17 protein-coding genes, 1 rRNA gene and 1 riboswitch are annotated in these 19,410 nt (G+C 71.4%); of the genes, 4 read left to right on the top strand and 14 right to left on the bottom strand.

The window, feature by feature from the left end; all coding sequences use genetic code 11:
- Window positions 1-63: 63 nt before the first annotated feature.
- The gene (locus ABZ951_RS13755) at window positions 64-879 is read left to right on the top strand and encodes a PhzF family phenazine biosynthesis protein (protein ID WP_344090372.1); all 816 of its coding nucleotides are present in this window, start codon (window positions 64-66) and stop codon (window positions 877-879) included.
- An 18-nt stretch (window positions 880-897) separates the two neighbouring features.
- Here ABZ951_RS13755 and ABZ951_RS13750 read toward each other — a convergent pair whose 3' ends face one another.
- Window positions 898-1,689, bottom strand: a complete 792-nt coding sequence (locus ABZ951_RS13750) for a CPBP family intramembrane glutamic endopeptidase (RefSeq protein WP_344090492.1) — start codon at window positions 1,687-1,689, stop codon at window positions 898-900.
- Between the two features lie 181 nt (window positions 1,690-1,870).
- Entirely contained in the window at window positions 1,871-3,373 is a 1,503-nt protein-coding gene (locus tag ABZ951_RS13745) for a glutamate--cysteine ligase (protein ID WP_344090370.1), read from the bottom strand.
- A 497-nt stretch (window positions 3,374-3,870) separates the two neighbouring features.
- On the opposite strand from ABZ951_RS13745, the gene ABZ951_RS13740 reads away from it, so the two are divergent.
- Window positions 3,871-4,458, top strand: coding sequence for a hypothetical protein (locus tag ABZ951_RS13740; protein WP_344090368.1), 588 nt, complete (start codon window positions 3,871-3,873; stop codon window positions 4,456-4,458).
- Between the two features lie 304 nt (window positions 4,459-4,762).
- On the top strand, window positions 4,763-4,969 hold the full coding sequence (locus tag ABZ951_RS13735; RefSeq protein WP_344090366.1) for a DUF5999 family protein: 207 nt from the start codon (window positions 4,763-4,765) through the stop codon (window positions 4,967-4,969).
- A 156-nt stretch (window positions 4,970-5,125) separates the two neighbouring features.
- Here the strand turns inward: ABZ951_RS13735 and gcvP are convergent, their stop codons facing one another.
- Complete coding sequence (gcvP, locus tag ABZ951_RS13730; RefSeq protein ID WP_344090364.1) at window positions 5,126-8,011, bottom strand: aminomethyl-transferring glycine dehydrogenase; 2,886 nt, start codon at window positions 8,009-8,011, stop codon at window positions 5,126-5,128.
- Between the two features lie 189 nt (window positions 8,012-8,200).
- A riboswitch (glycine riboswitch) is annotated at window positions 8,201-8,308 on the bottom strand.
- 151 nt (window positions 8,309-8,459) lie between these two features.
- Between gcvP and ABZ951_RS13725 the strand changes: the two genes are divergently transcribed.
- A complete protein-coding gene (locus ABZ951_RS13725) occupies window positions 8,460-8,855 on the top strand; it encodes a PRC-barrel domain-containing protein (RefSeq protein ID WP_344090490.1) in 396 nt (131 codons plus the stop codon).
- Here ABZ951_RS13725 and ABZ951_RS13720 read toward each other — a convergent pair.
- The 11 genes from ABZ951_RS13720 to rrf form a co-directional block, all read right to left on the bottom strand.
- Window positions 8,753-10,210, bottom strand: coding sequence for a DNA polymerase IV (locus ABZ951_RS13720; protein ID WP_344090362.1), 1,458 nt, complete (start codon window positions 10,208-10,210; stop codon window positions 8,753-8,755). The genes ABZ951_RS13725 and ABZ951_RS13720 overlap by 103 nt on opposite strands.
- 88 nt (window positions 10,211-10,298) lie before the next feature.
- Complete coding sequence (locus ABZ951_RS13715; protein WP_344090360.1) at window positions 10,299-10,916, bottom strand: MerR family transcriptional regulator; 618 nt, start codon at window positions 10,914-10,916, stop codon at window positions 10,299-10,301.
- Window positions 10,917-11,132: 216 nt separating this feature from the next.
- The gene (locus tag ABZ951_RS13710) at window positions 11,133-11,606 is read right to left on the bottom strand and encodes a bifunctional nuclease family protein (protein ID WP_184736688.1); all 474 of its coding nucleotides are present in this window, start codon (window positions 11,604-11,606) and stop codon (window positions 11,133-11,135) included.
- Between the two features lie 52 nt (window positions 11,607-11,658).
- The gene (locus ABZ951_RS13705) at window positions 11,659-12,441 is read right to left on the bottom strand and encodes a MerR family transcriptional regulator (protein WP_344090354.1); all 783 of its coding nucleotides are present in this window, start codon (window positions 12,439-12,441) and stop codon (window positions 11,659-11,661) included.
- 17 nt (window positions 12,442-12,458) lie between these two features.
- Window positions 12,459-13,337 (bottom strand): FHA domain-containing protein, encoded by an 879-nt coding sequence (locus ABZ951_RS13700; protein ID WP_344090488.1) that lies wholly within the window; start codon window positions 13,335-13,337, stop codon window positions 12,459-12,461.
- 82 nt (window positions 13,338-13,419) lie between these two features.
- On the bottom strand, window positions 13,420-14,208 hold the full coding sequence (locus tag ABZ951_RS13695) for a DUF881 domain-containing protein (RefSeq protein WP_344090486.1): 789 nt from the start codon (window positions 14,206-14,208) through the stop codon (window positions 13,420-13,422).
- 353 nt (window positions 14,209-14,561) lie between these two features.
- Window positions 14,562-14,894, bottom strand: coding sequence for a small basic family protein (locus tag ABZ951_RS13690; RefSeq protein ID WP_344090352.1), 333 nt, complete (start codon window positions 14,892-14,894; stop codon window positions 14,562-14,564).
- On the bottom strand, window positions 14,891-15,790 hold the full coding sequence (locus ABZ951_RS13685; RefSeq protein ID WP_344090350.1) for a DUF881 domain-containing protein: 900 nt from the start codon (window positions 15,788-15,790) through the stop codon (window positions 14,891-14,893). Before ABZ951_RS13685 ends, ABZ951_RS13690 begins: the two co-directional genes overlap by 4 nt.
- A 150-nt stretch (window positions 15,791-15,940) precedes the next feature.
- The gene (locus ABZ951_RS13680) at window positions 15,941-18,436 is read right to left on the bottom strand and encodes a mannose-1-phosphate guanyltransferase (RefSeq protein WP_344090348.1); all 2,496 of its coding nucleotides are present in this window, start codon (window positions 18,434-18,436) and stop codon (window positions 15,941-15,943) included.
- A gap of 106 nt (window positions 18,437-18,542) precedes the next feature.
- Window positions 18,543-19,163 (bottom strand): CDP-alcohol phosphatidyltransferase family protein, encoded by a 621-nt coding sequence (locus ABZ951_RS13675; RefSeq protein WP_344090346.1) that lies wholly within the window; start codon window positions 19,161-19,163, stop codon window positions 18,543-18,545.
- A gap of 154 nt (window positions 19,164-19,317) precedes the next feature.
- A 5S ribosomal RNA gene (gene rrf / locus ABZ951_RS13670) occupies window positions 19,318-19,410 on the bottom strand; the annotation flags it as partial.

Below are 19,410 nucleotides of genomic sequence, written 5' to 3'. Positions count from 1 at the left end.
TCCGGTCCAGCTTTCGAGGATTGGCCCTGGCCTGCGGCAGCACCGGCTCCCTACGGTCCGGGCATGCGGATTCGAATCGTCGACGCCTTCACCGACCGCCCCTTCGCCGGCAACCCGGCGGGGGTCGTCCTGCTCCCCGACTCCGGGTTCCCCGACGACGCGCGGCTCCAGCGGATCGCTGCCGAAGTCAACCTCTCCGAGACCGCGTTCGCGCACCCGCTGCCCGCCGGCGGCGCGGCCGACTGGGCCCTGCGCTGGTTCACCCCGGCCACCGAGGTCGACATGTGCGGGCACGCCACCCTCGCCACCGCGCACGTCCTGCACACCACGGGCGCCGCCACCGGCACCGTCCGCTTCACCGCGCGCTGCGGCGTCCTCACCGCGACCGCGCACGAGGACGGCTCCATCACCCTGGACTTCCCGACCGCGCCGCTGACCCCGGCCGCCGTCCCCGAGGGCGTCGCCGCCGCGCTCGGCGCCGAGCCGCTCAGCACGTACGACACCGGCCCGCACACCGGCGACCTCCTGGTGGAGCTGGCCGACGAGCGGACCGTGCGGGAACTGACCCCTGACACCCCGGCCCTGGCCCGCCACTCCGGCCGCGGCGTCATCGTCACCGCCCGAGCCGAGGACCCCGCCCGCGGCTACGACTTCGTCTCGCGCGGCTTCTTCCCCAACGTCGGCATCGACGAGGACCCGGTGACGGGCAGCGCCCACACCGCGCTGGCCCCCTTCTGGTCCGCCCGCCTGGGGCGCGACGAGCTGACGGGGCTCCAGGGCTCCGCCCGCACCGGCGTCGTACGGACCGCCCTGCGCGGCGACCGCACCCTGCTGACCGGCGACGCCGTCACCGTCATCGAGGGCGAACTGCTGGCGTAGGCCCGGCCGGGGGCGGGATCAGGCCGTGGGCAGCCAGCCCACCCGGCCCGCGAGCAGCGCGTAGCCGGCGAAGGCCACGATGTCGATCAGCGCGTGCGCGGCGACCAGCGGCCCGACCCGCCCCCAGCGCCGGTAGAGCAGGACGAACACCACGCCCATCACCATGTTGCCGACGAGCCCGCCGATCCCCTGGTACAGGTGGTACGAGCCGCGCAGCGCGGCGCTCGCCGCCAGGGCGGCCGCCGGCGTCCAGCCCAGCTGCCCGAGCCTGCGCAGCAGGTAGCCGACGACCACGACCTCCTCCAGCACCGCGTTCTGCACGGCCGAGGCGATCAGCACCGGCAGCTTCCACCACACGTCCGGCAGCGACTCCGGCACCACCGTGAGATTGAAGCCGGCCGCCCGGACCCCGAGGTAGAAGGCCAGCCCGGTGCCGCCGACGGCCGCCGCGACGGCCGTGCCCCACGCGAGGTCGAAGCCGGGACGCGCCCGGTCGAAGCCGATGGCCCTGGGTCCCGACCCCTCGCGCAGCAGCAGATGGATCACGAGCAGGACGGGCACGAGCGCGGTCGCGATGCCGAAGACCTGCCAGGACAGGTCCAGCCACGGCCGTCCGGGGGCCTGCGAGGCGTTGAGGTGGGCGGCCTGGTCCTTCAGCCCGCCGGGCCGGGTGACCGAGCCGACGAAGCTGATCAGCGCCGAGACGGCACTGGCGCCGACCGAGAGCGCCAGCACGAGCAGCAGCTCGTCGCGGAGCGTGCGCCGCCCCGCCGCCGCGCCGCCCTGCGGGCCCGGCCGGGCCCCGGGCAGGGTGTCGCCCTCGCCCGCGTGTCGCCGCACAACCGCCTCCACTTCCGCCCGCCCTCTCCGGCTCCGGCGCTCCGGCCGGGTGGAGAGGAGGTTTCCCCGGGTCCGCGCGGGGCCGCGGGACCGTCGTCACAGCTTGCCCGACGGCCCGGCGCGCCCGCGGCAGGGGGTGCGGCAGTGTCCGTCAGCCGGCGGGACCGGCCGGCCAGGTGTGCACCGGCTCACCGGTCCGCATCAGTTCGCTGTAGCGGCGTGTGGTGGCGGCCAGTGCCTTGTCCCGGTCCAGCCCCTGCTCCAGCGCCCGGTGGTAGGTGGCGGCCTGCCAGGAGGCGCCGTTCGTCCGCCGCGCACAGCGCCCCTCGATGACGCCGAGGTACCGGTCCCGGTCGGCGGGCTCGACGCCCCAGGCGTCCAGCCCGGCCGCCGCCAGCGGCAGCAGCTCGTCCAGAACGAGCCGGACGGCCGGCACCCGCGCCAGGGCACCGTTGCGGCCGGCCTTCGGCCAGCGCAGCCACGCGTCGATGCCGTGCCGGCAGGCGGCGTCGAAGTTCTCCTCGGCGACGGCGAAGGGCAGCCGGGTCCACAGCGGCCGTGGTTCCTCCGCCAGGGCCCTGACCAGCCCGTAGTAGAAGGCGGCGTTGGCCAGGACGTCGGTGATGGTGGGGCCGGCGGGCAGGACGCGGTTCTCCACGCGCAGGTGCGGTATCCCGTCGGCGATGCCGTAGACGGGGCGGTTCCACCGGTAGACGGTGCCGTTGTGGAGCGTGAGTTCGTGCAGCATGGGCACCCCGCCGGCGTCCAGGACCCGCATCGGGTCCTCCTCGTCGGAGATGGGGAGCAGCGGCGGGAAGTACCGGAGGTTCTCCTCGAAGAGGTCGTACGCCGACTCCACCCAGCGTTCGCCGAACCAGGTGCGCGGCCGGACGCCCTGCGCCGTCAGCTCGGGCGGGCGGGTGTCGGTGGACTGGACGAACAGCGGCGGCCGGGACTCGCGCCACAGCTCCCGGCCGAAGAGGAACGGGGAGTTGGCGCCGACGGCGATCTGCGCGGCCGCGACGCACTGCGCGGCATTCCACACGGCTGCGAAACGCCCCGGAGTGACCTGGAGATGCAATTGCACGGACGTACAGGCCGATTCGGGGGCGATCGACGCCGCGGTGCAGGTCAGCCGCTCGACACCCTCGATATCGATCGTGAAATGCTCGCCGCGGGCGGCCAGTACCTGCTCGTTGAGCAGCGTGTAGCGATCGGCCTCGGAGAGATTCGCGGAGACCAGATGCCGGTCGTCCAGCGTCGGCAGAATACCGATCATCACGATGCCGGAATCGACTTCCCGGGCCTTGCGGTCGGCATAGGACAGCCCCGTGCGCAGCTCTTCCGCGAGCTGATCGAAGACCCGCCCGGAGAGCCGGTGCGGCACAATGTTCACTTCAAGGTTGAACCGGCCCAGTTCGGTTTGGAAATCCCCACTGGCGATACGATTCAGCACTTCGCTGTTCACCATGCTCGGCATCCCATCGGCCCCCGCGAGATTCAGCTCGATCTCCAGGCCCATGAGATTCCTCGGGCGGTCGAACCGCTTCTCCGCCAAGAGCCTCGCCAACACATCCAGGCACTGATGGAGCTTGTCCCGGTGGCGCTGCCGGTCGGCCAGGTCGAACCCCTCGGCCCCGACCTTCTCACCCATCGCAGCGTCCCTCCTCATGTGGGTCGCCCGCGGCTGTCGGCCGCCCATGTCACGGTCGATGATGCCCAGCCGATGTGATCGATAACGCCCCGCGGCCGCCGCATACCCAGTAGGCTCTCCGCTACGCGCGCGACGGCACATTCCGTCGGCATGGCACGAAACTCCGTTTTTGCGCACGACGCTGGCAATAAACACGGGCGAGATTCAGCCTACCGTGCCCGGGGAATAACCCGAGGTGGCACGCGCGAATCCGGCACAGAATCACCGAAATCACCCCGGCACGGCGCCCTGATATCCCCTTGCCGGAAATACTCACGACAGCTAGCCGAAACACCATGTGAACACGTGTCGTATAAACTCCGGGAACGAGGCAGAGAGCAGGCGCCCTGGCCGCGGCAAGTCGGTTCGGTCCCCGGCCCCCCTCTGACCCCGCAAGCCGACAGCGCCGTCCGCACCCTGCCAGCACCACGTGTCTCCGAAGTGAGAGGCGACCCACCATGCCGCTGCATGTCCCCCCTGCCCCCGCGCCCGCCCTGCTCAGCGTCGTCACCGCGCTCGGCTCCCCCACCGCCGTCCGCGAGGCCCGCACCCCGTCCCTGAAGTCCGCGCCGGGGCCGCTGACCCCCGAACTCCCGCTGCCCGTACACGTGCTGGACCAGGCCAGCCACCGCGGCGCCACACCCCGCACCCGGCTCACCGGCTGGCGGTTCCTGATCCGGGGGGCCGAGCGCGTGGTGGCCGCGGCCGAGACGGCACCGGCGCCCGACGGCTGGGTGTTCTCCCACTTCTTCGAGGGCCCCTACCTCGCCTCCACCGAGCGGGCGCTGCGCCAGGCCGAGGCCATGGCCACGCCGTACCAGCCCCGGCTGCTGTCGGTCCCGGAGCTGTACATGCTCACCCTCTGGCTCCACGGCGACATCACGGCCGACGCCTCGTCGGCCCTGCCCACCCCCGGGGACCTCCTGGTGCCGCTCGCCCCCGCGCCGCCGGGCATCGCCGCCTACCGGCCGCACCGCTTCACCGAGCTGCTGCCCGTCCTCACCCTCCGGCTGGCCCCGCCCCCGCTGCTCAAGACGCCCGCCTGAGCGACGCACTCCCCGTCTCCGCCCCGCGGCCCGGCGCCGCGGGGCGCACATACGTGCCCCCTCCTCACCCTCTCGGACTAGTCCGCCGGGACCATTCCTAACCACCCGGCAGGACAGTCCTGTTGGGAGCAACCGCCCGCACGGGTGACGCGTCCTCACCCAGTGAGGAGCGCTGCCGGGAAATCCCTGCGGAATGACGCCCGTAGGGCAACACTGGTATCGACCAACCGATTCGCCAACGGGGGGCGGCATGACCGCATCGAGCCGCAGGACAGTCTCCACATCACAGCGAAAGAACCCGCCCATGTGCCAGCACCAGCCCACGTGCCCGTCAGCCGACTCCACCGACCGGGAGGCCGCCCACCTTGTGGCGCACTTCCCGGAGCAGGGCTGGAGCCTGCTGTGCAACGGCGTCCTGTTCTTCGAGGACACCGGTGAGCTGCTGCCGGACGGGCAGATCATCGCACCGCACCGGCCGCTGGACACCGACCACGTGGTGACAGCTGCCTGATCCCGCAGTTCGCACGGAAGCTCGACGCACCACAGCTTGACGCACCACATCTCGTCGCACCACGCACAAGGGGGCCGGCCCGGCGCACTCGCCGAACCGGCCCCGATCTGTGCCCCGGGCCGTCAGCCCCGGGGTCCCTCAGGCTCGTTGAGCCCCTCAGCCTTCGTACTCCTCCATCGGAGGGCAGGAGCAGACGAGGTTGCGGTCACCGAACGCACCGTCGACGCGGCGCACCGGCGGCCAGTACTTGTCGGCGGACACCCCGGCCGGGAAGGCGGCCTCCTCGCGGGTGTAGGGGTGGTCCCACGCGCCGGTCACCGAGCCGGCGGTGTGGGGGGCGTTGCGCAGCGGGTTGTCGTCCTTCGCCCACTCGCCCGAGCCGACCTTCTCGATCTCGGCGCGGATCGCGATCATCGCCTCGCAGAACCGGTCCAGCTCGGCGAGGTCCTCGCTCTCCGTCGGCTCGATCATCAGCGTCCCGGCCACCGGGAAGGACATGGTGGGCGCGTGGAAGCCGTAGTCGATCAGGCGCTTGGCGACGTCGTCCACGCTCACGCCGGTCGCCTTGGTCAGCGGCCGCAGATCCACGATGCACTCGTGCGCGACGAGGCCGCCCGGGCCGGTGTAGAGCACCGGGTAGTGGGGCTCCAGGCGCTTGGCGATGTAGTTGGCGCCGAGCACGGCGACCTGCGTGGCCCGCTTGAGCCCCTCGCCGCCCATGAGCCGCACGTAGGCCCAGGAGATCGGCAGGATGCCCGCCGAACCCCAGGGGGCGGCCGAGATGGGGCCGACACCGGTCTCGGGCCCGGCGGTGGGCTGCAGCGGGTGGTTGGGCAGGTACGGCGCCAGGTGGGCGCGGACCCCGACCGGGCCGACGCCCGGGCCGCCGCCGCCGTGCGGGATGCAGAAGGTCTTGTGCAGGTTCAGGTGCGAGACGTCGCCGCCGAAGTGGCCGGGCTTGGCGAGGCCCACCAGGGCGTTGAGGTTCGCCCCGTCCACGTACACCTGGCCGCCCACGTCGTGGACGAGCCCGCAGATCTCGCTGATGTGCTCCTCGAACACCCCGTGGGTGGAGGGGTAGGTGACCATCAGGACGGACAGCTCGTCGCGGTACTGCTCGATCTTGGCCCGCAGGTCGGCCGCGTCGACCTCGCCGTCCTCACCGGTCTTGACGACGACGACCTTCATCCCGGCCATCACGGCGCTGGCGGCGTTGGTGCCGTGCGCAGAGGAGGGGATGAGGCAGACGGTGCGCTGCTCGTCGCCGTTGGCGCGGTGGTAGGCCCGCACGGCCAGCAAGCCGGCGAGCTCGCCCTGGGAGCCCGCGTTCGGCTGGATGGACACCTTGTCGTAGCCGGTGACCTCCGCGAGGCGCTCCTCCAGCTCCGTGATGAGCGTGAGGTAGCCGCCGGCCTGCTCGACGGGCACGAAGGGGTGCAGCGCGCCGAACTCCGGCCAGGTGACCGGCTCCATCTCGGTGGTCGCGTTCAGCTTCATGGTGCAGGAGCCGAGCGGGATCATGCCGCGGTCCAGGGCGTAGTCCCGGTCGGCGAGGCGGCGCAGGTAGCGCAGCATCGCGGTCTCGGAGCGGTGCTCGTGGAAGACGGGGTGGGTGAGGTACGCGTCGCCGCGCAGCAGACCCTGCGGGAGGGCGTCCTCGGTGCGGGCGTCGAGCGCCTCGATGTCGGCGTCGCCGGCCCCGAAGGCGGCCCACACGGCGGCCAGGTCGGCGCGCGTGGTGGTCTCGTCGCAGGCGATGCCGACGTGGTCGGCGTCGGTCAGGCGGAGGTTGACGCCGCGCTGCCGGGCCGCGGCGACGACCTCGGCCGCCCGGCCGGGCACGCGTACGGTCAGGGTGTCGAAGTACGCGCCGTGCACGACCTCGGCGCCGGCGGCGCGCAGCCCCTCGGCGAGCACGGTGGCGTAGCGGTGCGTGCGCCGGGCGATGGCCGCGAGGCCGTCCGGGCCGTGGTAGACCGCGTACATGCCGGCCATGACGGCGAGCAGGACCTGGGCGGTGCAGATGTTGCTGGTGGCCTTCTCGCGGCGGATGTGCTGCTCGCGGGTCTGCAGGGCCAGCCGGTAGGCCTGGTTGCCGTCGGCGTCGACGGAGACACCGACGAGGCGGCCGGGGAGGCTGCGGGCGAACTGCTCGCGCACGGCCATGAAGCCGGCGTGCGGACCGCCGAAGCCCATGGGCACGCCGAACCGCTGGGTGGTGCCGACGGCGATGTCGGCACCCAGCTCGCCGGGCGAGGTGAGCAGGGTCAGGGCGAGCAGGTCGGCGGCGACGGTGACGATCGCGCCGAGCTCGTGGGCGCGCTCGATGACCGGGCGCAGGTCCCGCACGGCACCGGAGGCACCGGGGTACTGGAGCAGGACGCCGAAGACGCCGCGCTCGGCGATCTCCTCGGGGATGCCCCCGGTGAGGTCGGCGACGACGACCTCGACGCCGGTGGGCTCGGCGCGGGTCTCGATGACCGCCACGGTCTGCGGCAGGGTGTCGGCGTCCACGAGGAAGACGCCGTTCTTGACCTTGCCGACGCGGCGGGCGAGCGACATGGCCTCGGCGGCCGCGGTCCCCTCGTCGAGCAGGGAGGCGCCGGAGGTGGGCAGCCCGGTGAGGTCGGCGACGACGGTCTGGAAGTTGAGGAGGGCCTCCAGCCGGCCCTGGGAGATCTCGGGCTGGTAGGGCGTGTAGGCCGTGTACCAGGCGGGGTTCTCCATGACGTTGCGCAGGATCACCGGCGGGGTGAACGTGCCGTGGTAGCCGAGGCCGATCATCGGGGTCAGCACGGCGTTGCGGGCGGCCAGCGAGCGGAGTTCGGCCAGGACCTCGGCCTCGCTGCGGGCCTCGGGCAGGTCCAGCGCCTCGGCGCTCTTGATCACATCCGGCACGGCGGCGGCGGTGAGCTCGTCGAGCGACCCGAAGCCGACCTGGGCGAGCATCTTCGCCTGCGCCCCGCCGTCAGGACCTATGTGGCGGCGCTCGAAGGGCGTGCCGCGCTCGAGGTCGGAAAGGGGGATGCGGTGGGCTGTCATCTGCGGAGGCCTCCTGGTCGTCACGACCTGCGAGGGGTACCACGGCGCGGGTACCCGGACGGCCTCCCCCTCTGTCATCTCAACCTGAGAGCTTCACCGGGCCGCAGGGAGCGGACCGGCTTTCACCGTCGGTGAGGAGGGGCTTCGGCGTGGTGCCTGACCGGGGCCCGCCCTGCTTTCCAGAGTGACCTCGTCCGTGCGGTACGTGTGCCTGAGAGATTCCGGGGAGGATTTGCTCCTTCGGCGCCCCCGTCGAAGCCGGTGAGGGCTCTCGGGGGACTCTCCCGCACGGGGTCTGCGGCCACTGGCCAGACTACCAGCGCGGGTCCGAGGCGAACCCTCGAGTGGCCGGTTCCCGCTTTGTGGCTTTTCGTTGTTGTCGGGAGGTGCGCAAGGGGGTGCCTGCGCCCCGCGGGGGGACTCGGGGAAGCGAACCATGGGAGGAACGGTGCAGACCGATATCGACCCGCGGAGCCTGATCGGCCGCAAGGCGTTCGACCGCAACGGCGCGAAGATCGGCACCGTGGACGAGGTGTACCTCGACGACGCGACCGGTGAACCGGAATGGGCGGCCGTGCGCACCGGGCTGTTCGGCCGGGACGCCTTCGTCCCCCTGGAACCGAGCGTGGTCGTGGACGACGCCCTGCGGATCCCCTACGAGCGTTCCCTGATCAAGGACGCCCCGGACTTCGGGGTGGGCCGCCACCTCTCCCCGGAGCAGGAGCTGCAGCTCTACCACCACTACGGGCTCACGCTCCCCACGCCGGAGGGCCCGGGGAGGGCCGGCTCGCCGGCCTCGCCGTCCTCCGGGGAACTCGGCTCGGCGGGCGGCCCGGGCGGCTGATCCCCGGCCCCGACCAGGGGCAGGGGCTCGCCCGGTTCGAGCGCCGGGTCGTCGACGGCGAAGGTCCGCACCCGGCCCGGGGCCGACCAGGGCTGCTCGAAGCGGACGGTGACGCGCCCGACCCCGCTGCCCTGGACCCAGCCCGTCCCGTACTCGCGGTGCCGCACGTCGAGCCCGGGGAACCAGCGCCGGGGCCGCTCGGCCACCGGCTCGGCACCGGTGGCCTCGGGCGCCGCCGCGTCCTCGGGGTCCGGCGTCCGGGCCAGGGCCTCGGCGGCCTCGTTCGCCGCCTGGGCGAAGAGGTCCTCCTGGGTGTAGTCGGCGAGCCCGGTGACCCCCACGCCCAGCAGCCGGACGCCCGCGGTGGTGTCGACGGTCTCGATCAGGCGGGCGGCGGCCTCCCGGACCACCCCGGGGTCGTCGGTGGGCCCGCGCAGGGTCTCCGAGCGGGTCAGCGTGGAGAAGTCGTAGCGGCGCACCTTGATGACGACCGTGCGGCCGGAGCGCCCGGCCGCGCGGAGCCGCTGCACGCACCGGTCGGCGAGCCGGGCGATCTCCAGCTGGACCCGTGTCCGGTCGGTCAGGTCCTCTTCGAAGGTGTCCTCGACCGACACCGACTTGGCGTCCCGCTCGGCGACGACGGGGCGGTCGTCATGGCCGGTCGCCATGGAGTACAGCCCCGCGCCGTGGGCCTTGCCCAGCAGCCGCACCAGCTCCGCCTCGCCCGCCTCACCGATCTCGGCGACCGTCGTGATCCCGGCCCGGCGCAGCGCCTCGGCCGTGGCGGGGCCGACCCCCGGGATGACCCGGGCCGACATGGGGCCGAGCAGCCCGCTCTCGGTACCGGGCTCGATGAGGAGGAGGCCGTCGGGCTTCGCCTCCTCGGAGGCGATCTTGGCGAGCATCTTGGAGCCGGCGAGCCCCACCGACCCGCTGAGCCCCGTCACCGCCCGGATGTCCCGCCGCAGCTGCTCGCCGACGGCCCGGACGGCCGCCGACGTGGGCTCGACGCCCCCCGCTTCGAGGTCGACGAACGCCTCGTCCAGGCTGAGGGGCTCCACCAGCGGCGACAGCCGGCCGAGCAGCTCCATCACGGCCTCGCTGACCTGCCGGTAGAGCGTGAACCGGGGCGTGAGGTAGGCGGCATTTGGGCACAGGCGGCGGGCCTGTGCCGTGGCCATGGCCGAGCGGACGCCGAAGACCCGCGCCTCGTAGGACGCCGTGGCCACTACCCCCCGGGGGCCGATCCCGCCGACCACCACGGGCTTTCCCCGCAGGCTGGGCTTGGCCGCCTGCTCCGCCGAGGCGTAGAAGGCGTCCATGTCCAGATGCAGGATCGTCGGTGCACCTCTCACACCCTTGATGCTGCCGCACACCACTGACAATCGCACGCATGTGCCCCTGCCGACGGGTGCCGGCGGGTGCGGCAGGTGCGCCGCCGGCTCAGCCGGCCCGGTTGCGGCGGCGGGCGAGCTCATCCGCCGGGTTGTGCCCGACGAGCGTCTCGCCGGTGTCCACCCGCTCGCCGTGGAGCTGGGCCAGCACCGCCTCGACGTCACGCCACACGACGCCCACCGCGATGCCGAAGATGCCCTGCCCGCCCTGGAGGAGGTCGACGACCTCGTCCGGCGAGGTGCACTCGTACACCGTCGCGCCGTCGCTCATCAGCGTCATCCGCGGCAGATCCGCCATCCCGCGCGAGCGCAGGTGCTGCACGGCCGTGCGGATGTTCTGGAGGGACACCCCCGTGTCCAGGAGCCGCTTCACGATCTTGAGGACCACCACGTCCCGGAAGCTGTACAGCCGCTGGCTGCCCGATCCGTACGCGGGCCGCACGCTCGGCTCCACCAGCCCGGTCCGAGCCCAGTAGTCGAGCTGGCGGTAGGTGATGCCCGCCGCCGCGCACGCCGTCGGCCCCCGGTATCCGATGCTGTCGGTCTCCGGACCCTGCGGTGCGCCGAGCCCCGCCGCCGGAACAACAGGACGGGAGGCCTGTTCGACTGTCCCCCCGAACAGCGGATACGGACTGCCGACCGCCGTACCGTCGCCCATGCTTCTCACGCCGACCTCCGTCCTTGACCTGCCCTGTCGACGGTAGGCAGTCACCCGGGGTGCGTCAACGATCGCCACACTCGGCACGCCGAGTGATAATCACCCAGAGGGTGGTTTTACGTATCCTCGCGCCGGGAATAACTACCCGAATGCGCCTTTACCACCCGGCGCACGACCCTCGGCCGACGCCCCCCACCGGCCCGCGTGCCTCACTGGCCGCGCGCTTCACTGGCTGTTGGTGCCGAAGTCCTCCGGCGAGATCTGGTCGAGGAACTCACGGAACTTCTCGACCTCGTCCTCCTGCTCGTCCGGAATCGCGATCCCCGCGTCATCCAGCACCCCATCACTGCCGTAGATCGGCGTGCCGGTGCGCAGGGCCAGCGCTATGGCGTCGGACGGCCGGGCACTGACCTCCACGCCGCTGGCGAAGACGAGCTCCGCGTAGAAGACGCCCTCGCGCAGATCCGTGATCCGGACCTCCGTGAGCTGCTGCCCGACCGCGTCGAGCACGTCCTTGAAGAGATCGTGGGTCAGCGGGCGGGCCGGAGCCATGCCCTGCTGGGCGAAGGCGATAGCCGTCGCCTCCCCCGGACCGATCCAGATCGGGAGGTAGCGATCGCCTCCCACTTCACGCAGGAGCACGATCGGCTGGTTGGAGGGCATTTCCACCCGGACACCCACGACATCGAGCTCGTTCACACAGCAACCCTAGGACGTGCCTGGCAGGTTTGGGTAGTCGGGCACTCGCCGGTCAGTGCGAACCGGTGCGCAGAGCGGCCTTCACCAGCGCCGCGTGCAGCCGCACGGACAGCGTCGCCAGCTCCCGCGCGGTGGCCTCGGCACGGGCCCTGGTCTGGGGGTTACGGTGCCGCATCAGCGGTGCGACCACCTGTTCGACCAGACCGGCCTGGCGATCTGCGGCGCCCTTCATGGCGCGAAGGTGCCGTGGTTCCAGACCGAAACGGCCCAGGTCCACGACCAGTTTGGCGACGGCGACGGAATCGGCGTCGAATCCGCCGTCCGGGTGGGCGGCGACCAGGCCGTACGACTCCCACTCGACCAGCTCACCCTCGGTGACCCCGACGGCGCCCAGCAGCTCCGCCCGCCCGATCCGGGGGACGGGAGCACGGTGGGGTGCCCCCTCCGCGGCCCCTGCCGGGCCGCTCTCCGCCTCGGAGGCGCCTCCTGGGGCCACAGCGTCACGTGAGGCCCCCGGGGACGGCAAGGGCACCTGCTCGCCCCTGCTGAGGGCGTCCAGGTGCTCCCTGATGACCTTGAGCGGCAGATAGTGGTCGCGCTGCATGCGCAGGACGTACCCGAGCCGCTCGACATCCGCCGCGCTGAACTTGCGATAGCCGGAGGGGGTGCGCTGCGGCTCCACCAGGCCCTCCGCCTCCAAGAAACGGATCTTGGAGATGGTGACCTCGGGAAACTCCTCGCGCAGCAGGGTGAGCACCGTGCCGATGCTCACCAGCCGCCCGTCCGCGCCGACGGCCCCGGTACTCCCGGCGCCGTCCGACGGTGTTCGCAGCATGGCCCTTCCCCGGGCGGTCAGATGCCTCGCTGGCTACCGTAGAAGACCAGCCGGTACTTGCCGATCTGCACCTCGTCACCGTTGGACAGCGGCACCGAGTCGATCCGCTCGCGGTTGACGTAGGTGCCGTTGAGGCTGCCGACGTCCGCGACGGTGAAGCCACCGTCCTGTCCTCTGCGGAACTCGACGTGACGCCGCGAGACGGTGACGTCGTCGAGGAAGATGTCGCTCTGCGGGTGCCGGCCCGCCGTGGTGAGCTCGCCGTCCAGCAGGAAGCGGCTGCCGGAGTTCGGGCCCCGGCGGACCACCAGGAGCGCCGAGCCCAGCGGCAGGGCGTCGACGGCGGCCTGCGCCTCGGGCGAGAGGGTCGGGATCGGCGTCTGGCCGGTGGTCTCGGAGTCGTACGCCTCCAGACCGGAGATGGAGATGGTCGAGGTCGTCTCCGAGGCGCGCTCGGCGACGGCACCGGGCCGCAGCGGCGCACCGCAGTTGGAACAGAACCGACTGGCCTCGGCGTTCCGGTGGCCACACCGCGTGCATACCGGCAAGGCAAACCCTCCACCCGCGCTTGAGGTCGCTGGTGCCCCGAAACCTATGCGGCCCGTGGCCGCAGGGTCAACAGCGCCCTGCTCACCCGGAATGTCCGCGCCGGGTGTACCCACCTGGTCACGGAAGAGCGGGCGCCCCTCCTGGGGCTCCTGCCCGCCCGCGACCGGGCGCGAGGCGCGGTGGCGGCTGCCGCCCTCCTGGCGTGCGCTCTTGCCGAACAACTTCGCAAACAACTTCACGGGCGATTCCCCTTGACCGAAACAGACCCGCCCGTGGGGCAGGACAAACCCTCGATGCACACACCGTCCGACCTGGACATCCTTATAACGTCCGTGGTCAACAGACAGTTTCCACCACGCACCCTCGACTTCGTGCGCCGACCCCCCGCAAGCTCGATGCCTCCGCGTGGAGCCTCCGTCCCGGCCCGGCTCACTGCGATGACGACCGAGCGTAGTCAGGCCGCTTCACCGGGCGCAAGGCGTCCACAACGATCTTCTCAGACCGGGTGACCGTCACGCCCGCCTGCCCCTTCTCCAGGGTCTGCACGACACCTCCGGGGATGTTCAGCGCGGGCTCCAGGTCCTGGGGCTTGCCGATCACCTTGAACCGGTAGGGCTGGGAGACCTTCTTGCCGTCGATCTCCACCTTCCCCGCCGTGCCCGAAAAATAGGTGTCGGCCACGATCCGCACGTCGTTGATCTGGATCGCCTCCGCACCCGCCGCCCGCAGTTCCTGAATGGTGTCCAGCAGCTTGTCCGCCTCGACCAGGCCCTTGGGGTCGCTCACCGTGAGCTCGATGCCCGGCCCCTGGGCCGCCACCGTACCCGCCAGTACCCCGAGCTGCTGCTCCTTCTGCGCGGTTTGTTTGCGGGCTTCCGCGGCCTGGTTGGAGCTGCTCTCCAGCTCGGTGCGCTGGTTCTCCAGGCGCCGCTTCTCGTCCTCCAGCCGCTTGCTGCGGTTGTCCAGCTCGTCCAGGATGCGCACCAGGTCCTCCTGACGGGCCCCGCGCAGGGCGCTGGTGTCGTTCGTCGAACGGACCTGGATGGCCAGGCCCAGCCCGAGGACGCAGAGCAACACGGCCACGGTGAGCTGCGCGCGCGTCAGCCTCGGGGGCCAGAGGCCGTTGACGAGGCGTTGACGGCCCGTCAACGGCCCGGCGGCGGGAACTTCTTCCGGGGGTGCCGGAAGGGGCTCGGCGTCCGGCTCGGGCGGGCTCACCGGCACGCCCGGGGCCTCTTCCGTCACCTCCGCCGCTTCCGTCTCTTCGGGGGCCGGGGGCTTCTTGCCCTTGCGGAGCTTCCCGGGCTTTCCCGGGGCCTCGGGTGCCTCGGATGTCTCAGGTGCGTCAGGTGCCCCGGAGGTTTCCGGTTGCCCGGCGCCCTCCGCCGGTGACGGCCGCTCAGCCGGCTGCGCGGGCCGGGGCTCCGCGGCGGGTTCAGGCTTCCCGGCCGGTTCCGGCTTCCCGGCGGAACCGGGTTTCTCCGGCCGGCCGGGCTCGGCCGAGGCGGGATCGCCGGTACCGGGCTTGTCGGGCGTGGGCTCTTCCGGGGTGTCGTCGGTGCTCATCGGCCTCACGCCCGGAAGATGTGCCGCCGGATGGCGGCCGCGTTGGAGAAGATCCGGATGCCCAGGACGACCACGACACCGGTGGACAGCTGCGCCCCGACGCCGAGCTTGTCGCCGAGGAAGACGATCAGCGCGGCGACGACCACGTTGGACAGGAACGAGACGACGAACACCTTGTCGTCGAAGATCCCGTCGAGCATGGCCCGCAGGCCGCCGAACACCGCGTCGAGCGCCGCCACGACGGCGATGGGCAGGTAGGGCTCGACCGCCGTCGGCACCACGGGGCGGACGAACAGTCCGACCACGACTCCCACGACGAGGCCCAATACGGCGATCACGATGTGCCCTTCCCCTGCGGCTGTGCGGTTCGTACGATCAGGCTCGGAGCGGCCGGCAGCCGGACCTCGCCCTGAGCGGAAATGCTGGAGCGCACCCCGTAGTCCTGCTGCAGAACGCGCAGGTAGTGGCCGTCGGCACTGCGCTGGAAAGCGGAGCTCAGCCGCTGTCCGTCCCCTACCGCCAGGACCGTGTACGGCGGCACCAGCGGCTTGTTGTCGACCAGTATGGCGTCACCGGCGGCCCGGATCGCCGAGAGAGCCGTCAGCCGCTGGCCGTTCACCGCGATCGCCTCCGCCCCGGACTGCCACAGACCGTTGACGATGCGCTGCATGTCGCGGTCGCGCACCCGCCCGGTATCGGAGAAGCCGCTGCTCTCCCGCGGCCCGCCGCCACCGCTCTGCTTGGTCTGCTTGGCGTCGTCCACCACGAGCTTGACGCCGGGCCCCCGAACGGGGGTGGCACCGGCGAGCAGGGCCACCGAGTCGGCCTTGTCCCCGCCGTGCTTCTCCAGCGCGTCACGCTGCTTGCTGCCGACGGTGTGCCGGAGCGTGTCGACATTCTTCTGCAGCGTGTCCGCGTCCGAGGATTCCTTCTGGATGCGGCCGATGAGCTGCTGGCGTTCCTTGGCCAGGGTGGGTGCCGATATGCGCGCCTGCGCGGCACCGATGGTGACCACCACCGCGGCGAGCAGCAGCGCGGCCGCGAGCCCCAACTTGGCGCGCAGTGTGGTCGGCAGCCCCTTGCCGCCGTCCGCGCCGCGCCGGGCGGCCGCCTCCGCGTAGCCCTCGTCGAGGCTGTGGTCCATCACGTTGGTCAGCAGCGACATGGAAGCATCGGGGCGCGGGGACGGCGGTGCCGTCCTCCGAACGGGGGGCTGCTGCGACATGCCGCACATCGTCGCACGTGGGAGGTGCCGTCTCCCAATGGCCCCACCGGCGTGCCGGGCCCGGGAAACGCCCGCGGGCACCGGACACGCCAGGACACGCCGGGACACGCCGGGAATTACGGCGTCGGCGCCCCGGCACGCCCCGGCACGGCGGGTGGGTCAGCGCCCGGCGCCGTCCACGACGGCCGACCACTCGTCCAGCAGCGCCTGGGCGGACGCCTCGTCAGGCCCCTCCGCCCACAGGTGGGTCACGGCCTCGGCGGGGTCGGGGAGCACCAGCACCCAGCGCCCGTCGGCCTCGACGACCCGCACGCCGTCGGTGGTGTCCACCGAACGGTCGCCGGCCGACTCGACCACGTGCCGCATGACGAGCCCCTTGACGGCCCACGGGGTGGCCAGGTCCCGGCGGAGGACGTGGGCCCGCGGGATCCTGGCGTCTATCTGGCTGAGCGTGAGCTGGGTCCTGGCCACCAGCCCGACGAGCCGGACGAACGCGGCCGTACCGTCGAAGACACTGCTGAACTCGGGCACGATGAAGCCGCCGCGGCCGTCACCGCCGAAGATCGTCGTATCCGCCCGGCCCACCCTGGTCAGGTCGTCGGGCGACGTCGTGGTCCACTCCACCTGCGTACCGTGGTAGGCGGCCACCTGCTCGGCGATCCGGGTCGTGGTCACCGGCAGGGCCACCTTCCCGCTGCGCCGTTCGGCGGCGACGAGGTCCAGCAGGACGAGCAGCGCCCGGTCGTCCTCCACGATGCGCCCGCGCTCGTCGACCAGGGAGATGCGCTCCCCGACCGGGTCGAACCGCACGCCGAACGCGGCCCGCGCGGAGGCGACGATCTCCCCGAGCCGCACCAGCCCGGAGCGGCGCGTGTCGGCGGTCTCGGTCGGCCGGGACTCGTCGAGCCCGGGGTTGATCGTGAACGCGTCCACCCCCAGCCGGCCGAGCAGGCTGGGAAGGACGAGCCCGGCGCTGCCGTTCGACGCGTCGACCACGACCTTGAGCCCGGCCTCGGCGACACCGGTGGTGTCCACGGACTGCAGCAGCGACCCGGCGTAGGAGTCGTAGACGCTGGAGGGGAAGGACAGGTCGCCGATCTCGCCGGGGAAGGCGCGGCGGTACTCCTGGCGGGCGTAGACGCGGTCGAGCTTGCGCTGGCCGGCCTGGGAGAGGTCCGCGCCGCGCTCGTCGAAGAACATGATGTCCACGGAGTCGGGCACGCCCGGGGAAGTGCGGATCATGATGCCGCCGGCGCTGCCCCGCGCCGTCTGCTGACGGGCGACCGGGAGGGGCACGTTCTCCAGGTCGCGGACGTCCATGGCGCTGGCCTGCAGCGCGGAGATCACGGCCCGCTTGAGGGCCCGCGCGCCCCGGGAGTGGTCACGGGCCGTGGTGACCGTGGAGCCCTTCTTGAGCGTGGTGGCGTACGCGCCGGCCAGCCGTACCGCGAGCTCGGGGGTGATCTCCACATTGAGAATGCCGGACACCCCGCGGGCGCCGAAGAGGTGTGCCTGGCCGCGGGACTCCCAGATGACCGAGGTGTTGACAAAGGCGCCCGCCTCGATGGTCTTGAAGGGGTACACCCGGACATTGCCCTGGATAATCGATTCCTCACCGACGAGGCACTCGTCGCCGATGACGGCTCCGTCCTCGATGCGGGCGGCCCGCATGATGTCGGTGTTCTTGCCGATCACACAGCCGCGCAGATTGCTCTGCTCGCCGACGTAGACGTTGTCGTGGACGACGGCCTTGTGGAGGAAGGCACCGGTCTTGACGACGACGTTGGAGCCCACGACGGTGTGTTCGCGGATCTCGGCGCCGGCTTCGACCTTGGCGTAGTCGCCGATGTAGAGCGGCCCGCGCAGCACGGCGTCCGGGTGGACCTCCGCGCCTTCGGCGACCCAGACGCCGGGCGAGATCTCAAAGCCGTCTATGTCGACGTCGACCCGGCCTTCGAGGACATCGGCCTGGGCCTTGTTGTAGCTCTCGTGGGTGCCGACGTCCTCCCAGTAGCCCTCGGCGACATAGCCGTAGATCGGCTTGCCTTCCTTCATGAGCTGGGGAAAGACATCGCCCGACCAGTCGACGGGCACATCGGCCTGGACGTAGTCGAAGACTTCCGGCTCCATGACGTAGATGCCGGTGTTCACGGTGTCGGAGAAGACCTGGCCCCAGGTGGGCTTTTCGAGGAAGCGTTCGACCTTGCCGTTCTCGTCGACGATGGTGATCCCGAATTCGAGGGGGTTGGGGACGCGCGTCAGACAGACGGTGACGAGGGCGCCCTTCTCCTTGTGGAAACGGATCAGGTCGGTCAGATCGAAATCGGTGAGGGCGTCTCCGGAGATCACCAGGAAGGCATCGTCCTTGAGCGCCTCCTCCGCGTTCTTGACGCTGCCCGCGGTGCCGAGTGGCTTTTCCTCATTGGCGTAGGTGAGCTCCATGCCGAGCTCTTCGCCGTCCCCGAAGTAGTTCTTGACCAGAGAGGCGAGGAACTGCACGGTCACCACGGTCTCGGTGAGTCCGTGCCGCTTGAGCAGTCGCAGCACATGCTCCATGATCGGCCGATTGGCCACGGGGAGGAGCGGCTTGGGCATGCTCGAGGTCATGGGGCGAAGACGGGTGCCTTCGCCGCCGGCCATCACGACGGCCTTCATGTCGGAAGGATCCTCCTTGACGAGACGACGGTCCCTCCCGACTGCACGCCCCGGGGCCGGTCTGCGTATCTGGGATACGCCGTCCGGCCCCGGCATGACTCAGGTACTACGGCGAGGTCAGTCGGGCCTGGCGGTCCGCCTTGACGAGTCGGCGGACCTGGACCACATAGAGAATCCCTGCCCACCAATAGAGGGTTGTACCCCATCCGGCGAACGCCCATCCGAAAATGGCGGCGAGCTCGCTCAACCAGCCGTCTCCGTCACTGAGAAGCAGCAACGGGAACGCATACATCAGATTGAAGGTCGCGGCCTTGCCGAGGAAGTTGACCTGCGGGGGCGGATAGCCGTGGCGGCGCAGAATCCACACCATGACCAGCAGCATCGCCTCGCGTGCCACGAGGGCCGCGGTGAGCCAGAGCGGGAGGATCTCGCGCCAGGTCAGGCCGACGAGGGTGGAGAGAATGTAGAGCCGGTCGGCGGCGGGGTCGAGGAGCCGGCCGAGGCTGCTGATCTGGTTCCAGCGCCGGGCGAGCTTTCCGTCGAGGTAGTCGCTGATGCCGCTGAGCGCGAGCACCAGCAGCGCCCACCCGTCACTGTTGTGGCCGTCGAGCTCCGGCCGGAGGATCAGCCACAGGAAGAGGGGTACGCCGACGAGGCGGGCCATGCTGAGGATGTTCGGGATGGTGAGGACGCGGTTGGTCTGTACGCGCGTCTCCTGGACCTCCACCCGGGGGCCTCCTGTGGGGATATGTACCAACGATGCCTCATGACCCTACCCGCAGCGGGCGTGGGGGGCTGCAGAGGGGTCGGGGAAGAGCCCCCGTAAATGCAGAAAGCCCCGGTAGGAACCGAAGTTCCCACCGGGGCTTTCATCAAAAATTGTTCGGCGGCGTCCTACTCTCCCACACGGTCCCCCATGCAGTACCATCGGCGCTGAAAGGCTTAGCTTCCGGGTTCGGAATGTTACCGGGCGT

Origin of the sequence: Streptomyces sp. NPDC046215, assembly GCF_040646215.1 — a bacterium.
In the GTDB taxonomy this organism is placed as follows: Bacteria; Actinomycetota; Actinomycetes; order Streptomycetales; family Streptomycetaceae; genus Streptomyces; species Streptomyces stramineus.
Note: the sequence above shows the minus strand (reverse complement) of the source record. Positions and strands in the feature narration are given on the sequence as shown.